The following is a 14,570-nucleotide window of genomic DNA, read 5'->3' on the forward strand; positions in this document are numbered from 1 at the left end:
TTCGGCCACCACCTGGCGGAGTACCATGCCCCTCCCCGGCAGGGACAGTTGAATCTTCATACTCCATTCGCAAAGCGAGGTGCCCCGCGCGGTGTCGCCTCAGTGCGCCGAGCCCGCCCTGAACCCCCGCGGCACCAGCCATACGACGAGCAGAGCGACAGCCGCGACGATGGCGACCGACACGTACGCCGTGGTGGTCAGCGCGCTGTCGAACGCTTCGCGGGCCGTCCGCATCAACTGCTCGCCCGCACTGCCGCCGAGCGCCTGGGACTGCTCGTGGGCACCGCCGATCGAGTCGCGCGCGGCGGCGGGCTCGCCGGCCATGTGGTGGGCGTACACCGCGCCGTGGAGAGAGCCGAGCATCGCGACACCCAGGCCGACGCCGAGTTCGTAGGTGGTCTCGGAGACGGCTCCCGCCTGCCCGGCCCGCTCGCCAGGGACCGCCGAGACCAGCGTCGCGGCGGACGCGGTGATGGCGAGGCCGTCGCCGAGACCGATGGCGACGAGGACGACCGCCACGTACGGATACGTGGTGGGCTCGGGCGACAGGGCGAGGACGAGGAAGCCCAACGACAGCCCGGTGAGCCCGAGCGCCATCACCACGCGGACCCCGAGGCGCTCCATGAGGCGGGGCGCGAGCAGGGAGCCCGCGAGGGTGGCGAGGGCCGCGGGAAGGGTGCGCAGGCCCGCGGCGAACGGCGCGTACCCGTGGACGTACTGGAGCCACAGGGAGATCAGGAACAGGGCCGCCCCGATGGCGAGCATGGCCATGAGCGTGGCGAGGGCGGCCGCGGTGAAGGCACGGTTCGCGAAGAGCCGTACGTCCAGGAGCGGGTCGGCGAGTCCCAGCTGGCGGCGTGCGAACAGCGCGAGCACGGCGATCCCCAGCACGAGGACGAGGACGTCGGCGGCGGCCGGACCGCCCTTGGCCACGTGCTTGATGCCCCAGGCCAGCGCCACGACGCCGAGGACCGACAGGACGGCGCTCGGCCAGTCCAGCGGGCTGCTTCCCGCGGCCCTGAACTCGGGCAGGAGGCGGACGGCGGCGATCACGGTGACCACGACGACGGGCACGTTGACCCAGAAGGCCGCCGACCAGCCGTACGCACCGACGAGCGCGCCGCCGATCAGGGGCCCGACGGCCGCGCCCGCCCCGGCGACGGCGGCCCAGATGCCGATGGCCAGGGTGCGCTCCCGCGGATCCTCGAAGATGTTTCTGATCAGGGAGAGTGTGCTGGGCATCACCATGGCTCCGCCGATGCCCAACAGCACGCGGCCCGCGATGAGTTGACCGGATGTCGCCGCGGTCGCGGCCACCACGGAGGCGACACCGAAGAGCAGGAAGCCGATAACGAACAGGCGCTTGCGGCCGTAGCGGTCGCCGATGGCGCCGGTGGCCACGAGCAGACCGCCCAGGACCAGGCCGTAGACATCGATGATCCACAGCTGCGCCAGGGCGCCGGGGCGCATGTCGTCGATGAGGGAGGGCAGGGCGACGTTGAGGATCGTGGCGTCCATCGCGACCAGCAGGAGGCTGGCGCACAGGACGGCGAGCATCGCCCACCGTCCGCCCTTGGGCAACGGGGCCTCCCGCGCGCCCGGGCCTGGGTGCGGGGCTCCTTGCGGCATGCGCCACCTCGTCCTCTCGGAGGCCCGCGGGCCCGGGGAATCACGTCAGAGCTCTCCCACCACTTATCCGCACCTTCGTCCCGACGGCAGCTCTACGCCGCATTTGAGTGACACGCGCCCTCTGAGTGACACGCGCCCCCGCTCCCCGGGCTCACGGGACCTCCACGACCACCTCCCGCAGCAGCTCCACCGGGTGCCATGCGTCCCGTTCCGTGCCGTGGAAGATCTGCTGGCGGCAGGAGACGCCCGTGGCGACCACGACCGTCTCGGCGGGTTCCGCCTCGATCGCCGGGAACAGGCGGTCCTCGCCGACCGTCATCGACGTCTCGTAGTGCTCGGACTCGAAGCCGAAGGACCCCGCCATCCCGCAGCAGCCGGCGTCCAGTTCGGTGACCACGGCTCCGGGGACGCGCTCCAGGAGCGCGACGGTCGCGGCCGTCCCCACCTCCGCCTTCTGGTGGCAGTGGCCGTGGTAGAGCAGCTTGCGGCCGGCGAGCCAGGAGTCCTCGCGCAGCCGCAGGCGGCCCGCGTCGACGGCCTCCACCAGGAGCTCCTCGACCTGGCGGACCCGCCCGGCGACGTCCGTGACCGCGGGGTCGTCGGGCAGCAGGGCCCTGTGCTCGTCGCGCAGGGTCATCAGGCAGGAGGGCTCGCAGCCCACGATGGGCGAGCCGGGGTCGGTCGACTCGTGCAGTCGGCGCACGAGCCCGCGGGCCTTGTTCCTCGCGTCGTCGACCAAGCCCTTGGACAGGCTCGATCTGCCGCAGCAGCCACCGCTCTCCAACCGCACCTCCCAGCCCGCGAGTTCGAGGAGTTCGATGGCGGCGCGGCCGATGCCGGGCTCGGTGTACGTCGTGAAGGAGTCGGCGAGGTAGGTGAGCGTGCCCTGGGTGGGCGTGCGCGGGGCGGGGGTGCGGCGGCGCGACCAGCGGAGCAGGTTCTGGCGGACGAACACCGGCAGCGGGCGCTGCGGCGCGATGCCGATCAGGCGGTCCACGAGGCGGCGCAGCGGTGCGATGCGTCCCGGCAGGTTGGACAGCGGCGCGGTCGCCGAGCCCAGGCGGTTGAGGACGCGGATCGCGCCGAACAGGCGGCTGCGCAGCGGCACTCCGTGCAGGTCGTGGTGGTGGGAGAGGGTCTCGCTCTTCAGGGTGGCCATGTCGACGCCGAGGGGGCATTCGCTCTTGCACGCCTTGCACATCAGGCACAGGTCGAGGATCTCGTGGAGGCGCTCGTCGCCGAGTGCCGTGCGCGGGTCGGGCTCGGACAGGGCCTTGACCAGGGCGCCCGCGCGGCCGCGAGTGGAGTCCTCCTCCTTGCGGGTCGCCATGTACGAGGGGCACATGGTGCCGCTGCCGGTCTTGCGGCACAGGCCGATGTTCATGCACCGGTCTGCGGCCGCGCGCATCCCGCCGCCGCCCACGACCTCGAAGGACAGACGGGTGCGCAGGGGTTGGGCGGGCGGCAGCGTCGCGTCGCGCAGGTTCTCCGTCATGGGCCGCGCGTCCACGATCTTGCCGGGGTTGAGCACGCCGTGGGGGTCGAAGAGGTACTTGACCTGGCGCATCGCCTCGTACAGCTTGTCGCCGAAGATCTCGCGGTTGAACTCGCTGCGCGCCAGGCCGTCGCCGTGCTCGCTGGAGTTCACGCCGCCGTACTCGGCGACCAGGTCCTTGATCTCCTCCGCGACGGCGCGCATCCGGCCGACGTCCGCCGGGTCGGCGAGGTCGAGGTAGGGGCGGATGTGCAGACAGCCGACCGAGCAGTGACCGTAGAAGCCGGCCGTCATGCCGTGCCGGTCCAGGACGTCCTTGAACCGCCGTGTGTAGTCGGCGAGATGGGCGGGGTCGACCGCCGTGTCCTCGACGAAGGCGAGCGGGCGCCTGGTGCCCTCGCTTGCGGCCATCAGCAGGCCGAGGCCCGCCTTGCGGACCTTCAGGAGCGAGCCCTGCTGGGCCGGGGTGACGGCCTGCAGGGTGTGGTAGCCGTGGCCGTGCCGGGACCAGAGCGTGGTCAGCCGCCGCATGCGGTCGACGAGTTCGGCCTCGTCGTCGCCGGTGAAGGAGACGAAGAGCAGGGCTTCGGGCGCGCCTTTGAGGAGGTCTCCGAGCGCCGCGTACTCGATCTTGCGGCGGGAGAGGTCGAGGATCGTGCGGTCCATCAGCTCCACGGCGGACGGGTCGCAGGCGAGGGCGTCCTCCGTCGCCGCGATGGCGTGCGCCACGGACGTGAAGTGGCCGACGGCGATCACGGTGCGGCTCGGCTTGCGCACCAGGTCGACCAGGGCCGTGGTCGCCACGGCCAGCGTGCCCTCGGAGCCGACGACGAACTTGGCCAGGTCGAAGGAGGTGTCCTCGCGGGCGAGCCGGTCCAGGCGGTAGCCGCAGGCGCGCCGCCAGTGGGCGGGGAAGCCTTCGGAGATCGCCGCCGCGTTGGCCCTGACGATCTCGGGGAGTTCGCGGTGGAGGGCGCCTTCCAGGGTGACCCGCCGTGCCCTGCGGGCCCGTTCGGCCTCGTCGACGGGGGCGAGGCGGGTGCGGGTCGCGTCCGAGAGCACCACGTCGAGCTCGCGGACGTGGTCGATGGTCATGCCGTAGCGCACGGAGCCGCTGCCCGCCGAGTTGTTGCCGATCATCCCGCCGATGGTGGCGCGGTTGCTGGTCGAGGTGTCCGGGCCGAACATCAGGCCCCAGGGGGCCGCGGCGCGGTTGAGCTGGTCCTGGACGACACCCGTCTCCACCAGGGCCGTTCCGCTGCTCGGGTCGAGCTCCACGATGCGGTTCATGTGGCGCGACAGGTCGAGGACGAGGCCGGGTCCGACGGTCTGGCCCGCCAGGCTCGTGCCCGCTCCGCGCGGCACGACGGGTACGTCGTGGGAGGCGGCCGCGGCGACCGCGGCGGCGACGTCGTCCGCGTGGCGGGGGAAGACCACTCCCAGGGGCGTGATCGCGTACATGCTGGCGTCCCGGGCGAACAGGTGCCGTGTGTAGTCGTCGAATCGGACCTCGCCGTCGAGGTCCTGGGCGAGCTTGTGCCGGAGGCTTTCCGCGCGCGCCTCATCCATGGGGCTCTCGCAGGACGTCCAGGGCGGCGGAGAGTCCGCTCGGGTCGATGCGTACGCCGGCCAGCTGGAGGCCCATCTGTACGCCGGCCAGCGTGCCCGCGAGCGTGAGGTCGTTGAAGTGGCCCAGGTGGCCGATGCGGAAGACGCGTCCCGCGAGCTTGCCGAGGCCCGATCCCAGGGACATGTCGAAGCGCTCCAGGATGACCTCCCGCACCTTGTCGGCGTCCTGGCCGTCGGGCAGGAGGACGGCGGTGAGCGAGGACGAGTACTCGCGTTCGTCGGCACAGAGCACCTCAAGTCCCCATCCGCGCACGGCGCTTCGGGTGGCTTCGGCGTGCCGGTCGTGGCGCGCGAAGACCGCGGGGAGCCCTTCCGCCGCCAGCATGCGCAGCGCTTCGGCGAGTCCGTAGAGGAGGTTGGTGTTGGGGGTGTAGGGGAAGAAGCCGCGGCGGTTGGCCTCGATGATCGGCCGCCAGTCCCAGTAGGACCTGCGCAGCCGTGCGGTGCGGGAGGCGGCGAGGGCCTTGTCGCTGACGGCGTTGAAGCCGAGGCCCGGCGGGAGCATCAGCCCTTTCTGGGATCCGGCGACCGTGACGTCGACGCCCCATGCGTCGTGCCGGTAGTCGATGGAGCCGAGCGAGGAGATGGTGTCGACGAGGAGCAGCGCGGGGTGCCCCGTCGCGTCGATCGCCTGCCGGATCTCGGCCACCCTGCTGGTGACACCGGTCGACGTCTCGTTGTGCACCACGCAGACGGCCTTGATGGTGTGGACGGTGTCGGCCGCGAGGCGTTCGGCGATGGCTTCGGGGGCGGCTCCGTGGCGCCAGTCCCCGGGGATGAAGTCGACGTACAGGCCGAGGTCGACGGCCATGCGCTGCCAGAGCGTGGCGAAGTGGCCGGTCTCGGCGCACAGCACCCGGTCCCCCGTGCTGAGGGTGTTGGTCAGCGCCGCCTCCCAGGCGCCCGTGCCGGATCCGGGGAAGACCACGACGGGCCCCGAGGTCCCGAAGACGGGCTTCAGGGCGGTGAGCAACTCGGTGGTGAGCGCGGCGAACTCGGGGCCGCGGTGGTCGATGGTCGGTGCCGCGATGGCGCGGAGCACCTGGTCGGGGATGTTGGTGGGGCCTGGGATCTGTAAGAAGTGCCGCCCGGTCCGAGAGGTCACTGGGGCCAACTCCCTTGAGAAGCGTGCCACATTGTGGCACGGTGTGTCGTAAGGTGGCACGCGGAGCTTAGGAGCCGAGCGCAGGGGGAGTCAACGGATGCAGAGCGTTCTCAACGCACTTCGGGTGCTCGAAGAGGTCTCGGCACGGCAGCCGATCGGCGTCGCCGAGCTGGCGCGCGCCCTGGACCTGCCCAAGAGTTCCGCCCAGCGCGCGCTGCGCACCCTGCACACGGCGGGCTGGCTCCGGCCGGCCGGCGGCGAGGTCACCCGCTGGGTCCTCACCCCCAAGGCGCTGCAGGTCGGGCGGCGCGCGACCGGGGAGTTGGGGCTGCGCGACGTGGCCGTGCCGCTGATGGAGGAGCTGCGGCGGCGCATCGACGAGACGGTCCACCTGACCGTCCCGAACGGCGACAAGGTGGTGCTCATCGAGCGCCTGGAGACGTCCAAGCCGGTGCGGATCATCCTGGCCCTCGGCACACACCTGCCCATCCACGCCTCCGCGAACGGCAAGGCCGTGCTCGCGTCCAGCCCCGCGGAGGTGATCGAGCGTCACCTGGCCCACGGCCTGGAGCAGTTCACCGATTCGACCATCACGGAGCGGGACCGGCTGCTCGCCGAGCTCGCGCTGATCCGCGAGCGGGGGTACGCGACGAACAGCGGCGAGTGGCGCACCGACGTGTCGGCGGTCGCGTCCCCGGTGCTCGACGGGGCGGGGTTGCCGATCGCCAGCATCAGCGTCAACATGCCCACGAGCCGGATGACTTCGGAGGCCGGCGCGGCACACGGCGCGCTGGTCAGCGAGACGGCGCGGCAGGTGAGCGCCGCGCTGGGGCATGCGAGACAGGGCGGAACGGGCGGACTCGGCGGTGGCGCGGCGCGGCCCGTCGAGGACGGGACGGCGGCTCACCCCGACAGCGGGGCCCGCCCCGACGGAGTCCGCCGCAGCTCTTGACGCCCCCGGAGAAGCCCTCCAATACTCCCCTTGCGAAAGCCGCATTCCGCCTAGCGGAATAACTGCACCACCCCTGCGCCTCGCGCCTCAGGGGTGGACGCCGTGCGCCGCCTCGCACCGCGCTCCCTCCGGTGCCGCGCGCACCCCCACATCACGCGCCACGGCACACCGCGACTCGGCCATCGGCCCACCGCAAGGGAGCCCTCGTGTCAGATCAACTCATCTCCGTCGTCGCCCTGTTGGCGATCTTCACCATCGCCACCTTCACCTCCGTCCATCTGGGCGCGCTCGCCATCGTGGCCGCGTTCATCGTCGGCTCCACGGTCGCGGACGAATCCGCGGACGACATCTTCTCCGGCTTCCCCGGTGACCTGTTCGTCGTCCTGGTCGGCGTCACCCTGCTGTTCGCCATGGCGAAGAACAACGGCACCGTCGACTGGCTCGTCGACGCGGCCGTCAAGGCCGTGCGGGGCCGGATCGCCCTCATCCCCTGGGTGATGTTCCTCGTCACCGCCCTGCTCACCGCGGTCGGCGCCGTCACCCCCGCGGCCGTCGGCATCATCGCCCCCATCGGCCTCGGCTTCGCCGCGGCCCAGGGCATCAACCCCGTGCTCATGGGCCTGTTCATCGCCAACGGCGCCAGCGCGGGCGGCTTCTCCCCCATCGGCGTCTTCGGCAGCATCACCAACGGCGTCGTCGAGCGCAACGACCTGCCGGGCAACCCGGCCCTGCTGTTCACCGCCTCGTTCCTCTTCAACGCCGCCCTGTGCGCCATCATCTTCTTCGCCTTCGGCGGACGGCAGTTGCTGGGGCAACGCGCGCAGACGTACGAGCGTGACGGCGGCGGCAGCGCGAGCGGGCCGCGGACGGGCGGCGCGGGGCCGAGCGACGGTCCACCCGCGACCGAGGCCAAGGCGGCCGGGGGCACCGGACCGACCCTGACCGCCACGCCCGGCACGGCACCCGCCATCGCGTCCGGCACAGCACCCGCCACCACGCCCGGCACGGCGCCCATCAGCGCGCCGGGCACGGTTGCCGTCACCGCGCCCGGCGCCGTCCCGGCCCCGCCCGAGCCCCTCCGCCTCGACGGTCCCCGCGCCCTGACCCTCCTCGGGCTGCTCGGCCTGGTCGTCGGAGCCCTCTTCTTCGACCTGGACGTCGGGCTCATGGCGCTCACCGTCACCGTCGTGCTCTCCCTGGCCTCGCCGAAGTCGGCCAAGGGCGCGGTCGACCGGTGCGCGTGGTCCACCGTGCTGCTGGTCTGCGGCATCGTGACGTACGTGAGCCAGATGGAGCGCATGGGCACCATCGACTATCTGGGCAAGCAGGTCGCGTCCATCCAGGCACCGCTGCTCGGCGCGCTGCTGATCTGTCTGATCGGTGCGGTCGCGTCCGCCTTCGCGTCCACCACGGGCATGCTCGGCGCCCTGATCCCGCTGGCGGTGCCGTTCCTGCTCGACGGCGACGTGGGGGCCGTGGGACTCATCACCGCGCTGGCCATCTCCTCGTCCGTCGTGGACGCCTCGCCCTTCTCCACCAGCGGCGCCCTGGTCACCGCCAACACCCCCGAGACCCAACGGGACTTCGTCTTCCGGCGGCTCATGGCGTGGGGGCTCGGGATCGCGGTGGTGGGGCCGCTCGTCACCTGGGCTCTTCTCGTGGTGCCGGGCTCGCTCTGACCGGCACCGCCACTCCTCGCTCCGGTCAGTCGAAGGCCACCACCAGCCGTACGCCGTCGTCGCCGAAGCGGCCCGCCAAGGCCTTCATCACGGCGAAGACGTGCGGCCAGTGGGTTCCCGGGCCCAGCACCGAACCGGCCGTCAGCGGCTCGTACCGGAACACCGCGTCCCCGACATTCCACTCCAGTCGGCTGTCCACGGCGTCGAGTCCGGGTGGTGGTGGCCCCGCCATCGCCACCACCTCCTCGGGCCACCGTGCGGGCAGCATCCGACGATGCCGCACGTACGGACTCGACGCGTCCTGCCAGGACAGCCGGCCCACATAGCGGTCAGGACCGGCCTGCGGATCGAGCCCCGCGAGCTCCGCCCAGCTCACCCACGTGGCATCCAGCAACTGGCCCTTGGCCACCCAGGGCCCCAGGTCCTCGCGCAGCCCGCTCGACAGGTCGTCGGGCAGGCCGCGCCCGGCAGCCAGCGGCCGGTAGCCCGCGTCGTTGCGTACGCCGAAGAGGCACCCAAAGGCCGCGTAGTCGACCTCGTCGTACAGCGGCCACAGGTCCATGGCCACGATCCAGGGCTCGCCTTCGTAGAAGTCGGTGCCCACCGCTGGATGGCGGTACTCGATTCCGCCGTGAATGTCCGTTCCCACGACAGGGACGCTACCGCTCCCCCATTGAGCGTCTCACCCGGGGAGCAACACCCCCGAGGTGTCGATGACCTGGCGGATCGCCCGCCCCGCCGCCAGCTCCTCCATGGCTTCGTTGATCCCGGACAGGGCGACCGTGCCGGTGTGCATCTCCTCGACCGGCATCAGACCCGCGCGCCACAGGTCGAGGAAGCGGGGGATGTCACGGCGCGGCACCGCGTCGCCCATGTAGGAGCCGAGCAGGGACTTGCCCTCGCCGGCGAAGGCGAGGGCGGGCACGTCCAGGACACGGTCGGGGGCCGGAAGACCGACCGAGACGACACGGCCCCCGCGCGCCACGGACTGCAGGCAGGCGCCCATGACCGCCGGGCTGCCGACTGCCTCGACGGCCAACTCCGCACCGCCACCGGTCAGATCACGGGTGGCGACGAGCGCGTCGCCCGGTGCGTACGCGTGCGTGGCGCCGAGCCGCAGCGCGAGCGTCCGCTTCTCCGCGACCGGGTCGACGGCCACGATCGGGTACGCCCCGGCGGCGCGGGCCCCGAGCACCGCGGACAGGCCGACGCCCCCGAGGCCGTGCACGACCATGGACTGGCCCGGCCGCAGCGCCGCGGTGTTGATGACGGCGCCCGCCCCGGTGAGCACCGCGCAGCCGAACATCGAGGCGACCGTGAACGGCACGTCCTCGGGAATCGGCACCACCGACTCCTGGGCGACGACGGCGTGCGAGGCGAAGGCGGAGACACCGAGCTGGTGGTGGACCGTGTCCCCGGCGGCGTCGGTGAGCAGCGAAGGGCCGTGCAGCAGGCCGCCGGAGCCGTTGGCCGCGGCCGCCCGGTCGCACAGGGCGGGGCGGCCCTCGGCGCAGCGCGCGCAGAAACCGCAGCCGGGCACGAAGACCAGCGCCACGTGGTCGCCGGGCGCCACGCGGCGGACGCCGGGCCCGGTCTCCTCGACGACACCGACGGCCTCGTGGCCGAGCGCCATGGGCAGCGGCCGGACCCGGTCGCCGTTGACGACGGAGAGGTCGGAGTGGCAGAGGCTCGCGGCGGCGACACGGACCAGGAGTTCGCCCTCGCGGGGCGCGCCGAGCTCCAGCTCCTCGACCGTCACGGGACGGCTGTCCTGGTAGGGGCGTTCGCGTACGACGTCGCGCAGGACGGCGGCGGTCGTCCTCATGCGGCGGCCTCCTCGCGGGGCGCGCAGCGCAGGACGTCGCGGGTCTCCAGGAGCGGGGCGACCTTGCCGAGCACGAGGTCCTGGAAGTGGGCGGACGCGCAGTGCGCGGTGAAGTCGGCCTCGGAGTCGTACTCCTCGTAGAGAAGGACGGCGCGCGGGTCCTCGGTGCCCTGGTGGACGCGGTAGCGGCGGCAGCCCGGCTCGGCGCGCGACGCCTCTGCCATGGTGTCGAGCAGCGCAAGGACGGCTCGCTCCTGGTCCGGCAGGGTGCGGTAGCGGGCTACGACGACGTAACTCACGGTGGATCTACTCCTGTTGTTCAAGAGGCCGGTCGGCTTGTGCAGGGGACCGGTCGGCTTGTCCGGCTTGTCCATGGGGCCGGTCGGCGGCGGCGCGCGGCAGTTCGTCGCGGCGCACGCGCCACAGGCGGTGGTCGGACGTGGCCACCGCGACCGACCCGAGGGCCAGTGCGGCGGCCACGTCCGCGGGGGTTTCCACGAAGCCGGCGGCGACCGTCGGCGACATGGCGCGGCGCGCCTGGGGGGTCATGCGCGCCACGATCGGGGCGGGCATGACCTCGACCAGGTCGGGCATGCCGCGGGAGATGGCGTCCATGCTCCTGCGCAGGTTGGAGCGGTCGGTGACGAAGACCTTCTGCGCGGTGAGCAGGCCGAGCGGCCGGCCCTTCTCGATGAGGGTGAGCCGGGTGCTCACCACCCCGCTCGCGCCCATCTCCTTGATGAAGTCGAGTGCGCCGCGGTCCTGCGCGAGGCCCGGGCTGGAGTCGACGTTCACGAAGACGGTCTTGCCGGCCTTGCGCAGCGCCGGGACGACCTGGGGCAGTTGACCGACGGAGAAGGAGGCGAGGATGCACACCTTCGCCGGTGCGGTGAGGAACTGCCGCAGCGGCTGGGCGCCGACGATGGACGCGACGACCGGCACCTCGGCGAAGGCCGTGGCGAGCCGGGCGTCGAGCGGCCGGGAGCGGGGGGAGGTGTTCATGGGCTGCCTAGGCTCGTGACGTGGCCGCGGGGCTCAGCGGGGAGGTGCCGAAGCGGCTGGGGAGGCCCAGCTTGCCAGGGTTGAGGATGCCCGCGGGGTCGAGGGCGTTCTTCACGGCGACGAAGGTCGTGAAGGCGGCGCCGAGGGATTCCTCCAGGTAGGGGCCGCGCAGCAGTCCGCAGCCGTGGTGGTGGCTGAGGGCGGCGCGGTGCTCGATGAGCACGGCGTTGGCGGCGTCCCACACAGAGCGGTACCAGTCGCGGCGCGCCTCGGGTGCGACGTCGCCGCGCAGCGAGAAGTAGACACAGGCGCCGTCGGTGTAGGCGTGCGACTGGTGCGCGGAGGCGGCCAGGGTGCCGGGCACGGCCTCGATGGCGGCGACCACTTCGTCGTAGATGGCGGGCAGGTCCTTCCAGGAGGCGGCCATCTCCAGGGTGTCGGCGACGAAACCGGGTCCTGGCGTGAAGCCGTCGGACGACTTGCCCACCAGCATCCGCTCGTCCAGCCAGCGCGCGAAGACGGCCTTGCCGTCGAGGGCGGAGCCGCGGGCCTCGCAGACCTCGGTGGCGACCTTGACCGAGGCGTCCACGACGGTCTGCTCGCCCTCGTCGGCGATGAGCAGGAGGTTGGTGTCGGGGTGTCCGAAGTGGGTGCCCGACTCCAGGGCGTCGTACAGGCGCAGGACGGCCGGTGTCGCGCCGCGCCGCATGATCTCGCGGCAGGCGTCGAGGCCCTCGGCGAAGGTCGCGAAGCCGTACGCGACGGCGTCCGCGTAGGTGGGCAGCGGGTGCACGCGAAGGCGGGCGGAGACGATGACGCCGAGCGTGCCCTCGGAGCCGACGAAGAGCTGGCGCAGGTCGGGGCCGACGGCGGCGCGGGCGTAGTCGCCGTAGGTGGCGCGGGTGCCGTCGGCGTGCACGACGTCGACGCCGACGACCATGTCCTCGATCTTGCCGTAGCGGGTGGAGAGCTGACCGGCGCCGCGGCAGGCGATCCAGCCGCCGACCGTGGAGACGGCGAAGGCGGACGGCCAGTGCCCGGTGGTGACGCCGTACTCCTCCTGGAGCTGCTTCTCGAAGAGGTCGCCGAACATGCCGGCCTGGACGTCGACGATGTTCGACTCGGCGTCGAAGCCGGTGATCCGGTCGAGGCCGCAGACGTCGAGGACGACGCCGCCGAAGACGGGCAGGGCCGCGCCGGTCACGTTGGAGCGCCCGGCGGAGGGCGTGACGGGTATGCCCGCGCCGTGGCAGATCCGCAGCACGGCGGCGACCTGGTCGGCGTCGGCCGCCTCGACGACGACGGCGTGCGGGGTCGCGGGGCGGCCCTCGGTCTCGCCGATCATCGAGCCGGCCCACCAGTCGCGGGTGCGCGTGACGACCTCGTCGCGCTCGACGTGCACGGCGCGGGCGGCGGCGCGCAGGGCGTCCACGACCGGCCCGGGGACCTCGACCGGGTCGCTCTGCAGGGCGGCCTCGCCGTCGCCGACGGGCGTGGTGCGGGCCCACTTGGCCTGGCTGGGGGCGCCGACGGTGTAGTTGCCCCGGTTGAAGGGGTGGGTGATGGTCTGACGGCTGATCATGCTGCGGCTCCTTCGAGGAGTACGGACTTTTCGTGGGCGACGGACGCGAGGTAGTCGGCGACGGAGCGCTCCGTCTCGGCCTCGGTGAGGTTCAGTTCGCGGGCGAGCAGCGCGCCGACGGCCACGGCAGCGTCGGCGGACGCGTCGCGGGCGAACAGGCGGGCGCGGGTGCGGCGGGAGAGGACGTCGTCGACGGAGCGGGCCAGTTCGGCGCGGGCGGCGTAGACGACCTCGGCCCGCGTGTAGGGCAGGCCTTGGACGATCGGTTCGGCGAGGGAGGGGTCGTCGGCGATGAGGTCGCCGACGAACCGGGCCTCGGTGCCGAAGCGCTCGCCGAGGTGGGCGGCGATGCCGCCGGACGCGGCGACCGCCTCGGAGTCGTAGCCCGCGCCGCCGAGCAGCGGCAGCGTGGCGGTGCGGCTCCTCGCCTTGCGGCCGAGGACGGCCATGACCTTGTCGACGACGAGTTCGCCCATGTGCCGGCTGGTGGTGAGCTTGCCGCCGGTGACGGTGACCATGCCGCCCGCGCCGACGGTGATGTGGTGGTCGCGGCGCATGTCGAGGGTCGCGCCCTCCTTGCCGCCGACCAGGGGGCGCAGGCCGCCGATGGAGCCGACCACGTCGTCGGGGGTGAGCGTGCCCTCGAAGGCGGTGTTGGCGCCCTCCAGGAGGAAGTCCATCTCCTGCCGCGTGCAGTGCACGTCGTCGGCGGAGCCCCGGTAGTCCTCGTCGGTGGTGCCGAGCACGACCCTGTTGCCCCAGCGGGTGCAGGTGGCGCGGCGCGCACGCCCGGGGATGGGCACGGTGACGGTGCAGTCGATGCGGACCTTGTCCCACGGCACGACGATGTGGACGCCCTTGGCGGGCCGCACCTGGGGCCGGTGTCCTTCGTCGGCCATGGCGTCGACCTGGTCGGTCCACACGCCGGTGGCGTTGACGACGGCGCGGGCGCGAATGTCGAGGGTGTCGCCGTCGACAGTGGCGCGGGCACCGCCGACCTTCCCGCCCGTGGTCAGCAGCCCCTCCACCGTCGCGCCGTTGAGCACGGTGGCGCCGAGGGCAGCGGCGGTGCGGACGATGGTGAGGACGAGCCGGGCGTCGTCGGCGCGCGCGTCGAAGTACATGAGGCCGCCCTTGAGGTGGTCGGCCCGCAGCGTCGGCGCGTGCGAGAGGACCTCGGGGACGGTCAGGCGCTGATGCAGCTTGCCTATCCGCCAGCCGCCCACCAGGTCGTACGTCCACAGGAGCCCCTCGAACCCCTTGGCGAGGCGCGGGTCGAAGACGCCCTCCTTCTCCAGGATCGGGAAGAGGAACGGCAGCCGGTGCACGAGGTGGGGCGCGTTCTTGCGGAAGCGGTGGCGCTCAAGAAGCGAGTGGCGTACGAGATTGACGTTGCCCTGCTCGATGTAGCGCAGTCCGCCGTGGACCATCTTCGACGACTTGGACGAGGTGCCGGAGGCGAAGTCGTCCTTCTCGACGAGGGCGGCGCGCAGCCCGCGCGAGACGGCGTCCAGGACGGTGTAGGCCCCGGTGACGCCGCCGCCGATGACGAGCACGTCGTACGTGTCGTCGGCGAGGCGGCGCTTGATGCCCGTGCGGTCCAGCAGCAGGGGGGTGCGGCGGGTGGCCGCGGCGCTGCGTCCCGGTGTGCGGGCGGGCATGGTGATCACGA

11 protein-coding genes are annotated in these 14,570 nt (G+C 72.6%); 2 read left to right on the top strand and 9 right to left on the bottom strand.

What is annotated here, in order from left to right:
• Positions 1–99 precede the first annotated feature (99 nt).
• The 3 genes from ACZ4D5_RS12410 to ACZ4D5_RS12420 all read right to left on the bottom strand — a co-directional run bounded on the left by ACZ4D5_RS12410 (position 100) and on the right by ACZ4D5_RS12420 (position 5,858).
• The gene (locus ACZ4D5_RS12410; protein WP_467772298.1) at positions 100–1,629 is read right to left on the bottom strand and encodes an MFS transporter; all 1,530 of its coding nucleotides are present in this window, start codon (positions 1,627–1,629) and stop codon (positions 100–102) included.
• Positions 1,630–1,780: 151 nt separating this feature from the next.
• Positions 1,781–4,693, bottom strand: a complete 2,913-nt coding sequence (locus ACZ4D5_RS12415; protein ID WP_467772299.1) for an FAD-binding and (Fe-S)-binding domain-containing protein — start codon at positions 4,691–4,693, stop codon at positions 1,781–1,783.
• A complete protein-coding gene (locus ACZ4D5_RS12420; RefSeq protein WP_467772300.1) occupies positions 4,686–5,858 on the bottom strand; it encodes a pyridoxal-phosphate-dependent aminotransferase family protein in 1,173 nt (390 codons plus the stop codon). Before ACZ4D5_RS12420 ends, ACZ4D5_RS12415 begins: the two co-directional genes overlap by 8 nt.
• A 97-nt stretch (positions 5,859–5,955) precedes the next feature.
• Between ACZ4D5_RS12420 and ACZ4D5_RS12425 the strand changes: the two genes are divergently transcribed.
• Entirely contained in the window at positions 5,956–6,810 is an 855-nt protein-coding gene (locus ACZ4D5_RS12425; protein WP_467772301.1) for an IclR family transcriptional regulator, read from the top strand.
• 206 nt (positions 6,811–7,016) lie between these two features.
• Positions 7,017–8,489 carry an SLC13 family permease gene (locus ACZ4D5_RS12430; RefSeq protein WP_467772302.1) on the top strand — a complete coding sequence of 491 codons (1,473 nt, stop codon included), beginning with the start codon at positions 7,017–7,019 and terminating at the stop codon, positions 8,487–8,489.
• A gap of 25 nt (positions 8,490–8,514) precedes the next feature.
• Here the strand turns inward: ACZ4D5_RS12430 and ACZ4D5_RS12435 are convergent, their stop codons facing one another.
• From ACZ4D5_RS12435 to ACZ4D5_RS12460, 6 genes are read right to left on the bottom strand one after another with little or no spacing between them, the layout of a single operon-like run.
• A complete protein-coding gene (locus ACZ4D5_RS12435; protein WP_467772303.1) occupies positions 8,515–9,138 on the bottom strand; it encodes a hypothetical protein in 624 nt (207 codons plus the stop codon).
• Positions 9,139–9,171: 33 nt separating this feature from the next.
• Complete coding sequence (locus ACZ4D5_RS12440; RefSeq protein WP_467772304.1) at positions 9,172–10,314, bottom strand: zinc-binding dehydrogenase; 1,143 nt, start codon at positions 10,312–10,314, stop codon at positions 9,172–9,174.
• On the bottom strand, positions 10,311–10,613 hold the full coding sequence (locus ACZ4D5_RS12445) for a putative quinol monooxygenase (protein ID WP_467772305.1): 303 nt from the start codon (positions 10,611–10,613) through the stop codon (positions 10,311–10,313). The genes ACZ4D5_RS12440 and ACZ4D5_RS12445 overlap by 4 nt, the downstream gene beginning before the upstream one ends.
• 7 nt (positions 10,614–10,620) lie before the next feature.
• Positions 10,621–11,316 (bottom strand): glycerol-3-phosphate responsive antiterminator, encoded by a 696-nt coding sequence (locus ACZ4D5_RS12450; protein WP_467772306.1) that lies wholly within the window; start codon positions 11,314–11,316, stop codon positions 10,621–10,623.
• Positions 11,317–11,323: 7 nt separating this feature from the next.
• Positions 11,324–12,898 (bottom strand): FAD-binding oxidoreductase, encoded by a 1,575-nt coding sequence (locus tag ACZ4D5_RS12455; RefSeq protein WP_467772307.1) that lies wholly within the window; start codon positions 12,896–12,898, stop codon positions 11,324–11,326.
• A complete protein-coding gene (locus ACZ4D5_RS12460; protein ID WP_467772308.1) occupies positions 12,895–14,568 on the bottom strand; it encodes a glycerol-3-phosphate dehydrogenase/oxidase in 1,674 nt (557 codons plus the stop codon). The genes ACZ4D5_RS12455 and ACZ4D5_RS12460 overlap by 4 nt, the downstream gene beginning before the upstream one ends.
• Between the last annotated feature and the right edge of the window lie 2 nt (positions 14,569–14,570).

This window comes from Streptomyces sp. NPDC025651, from assembly GCF_055558735.1.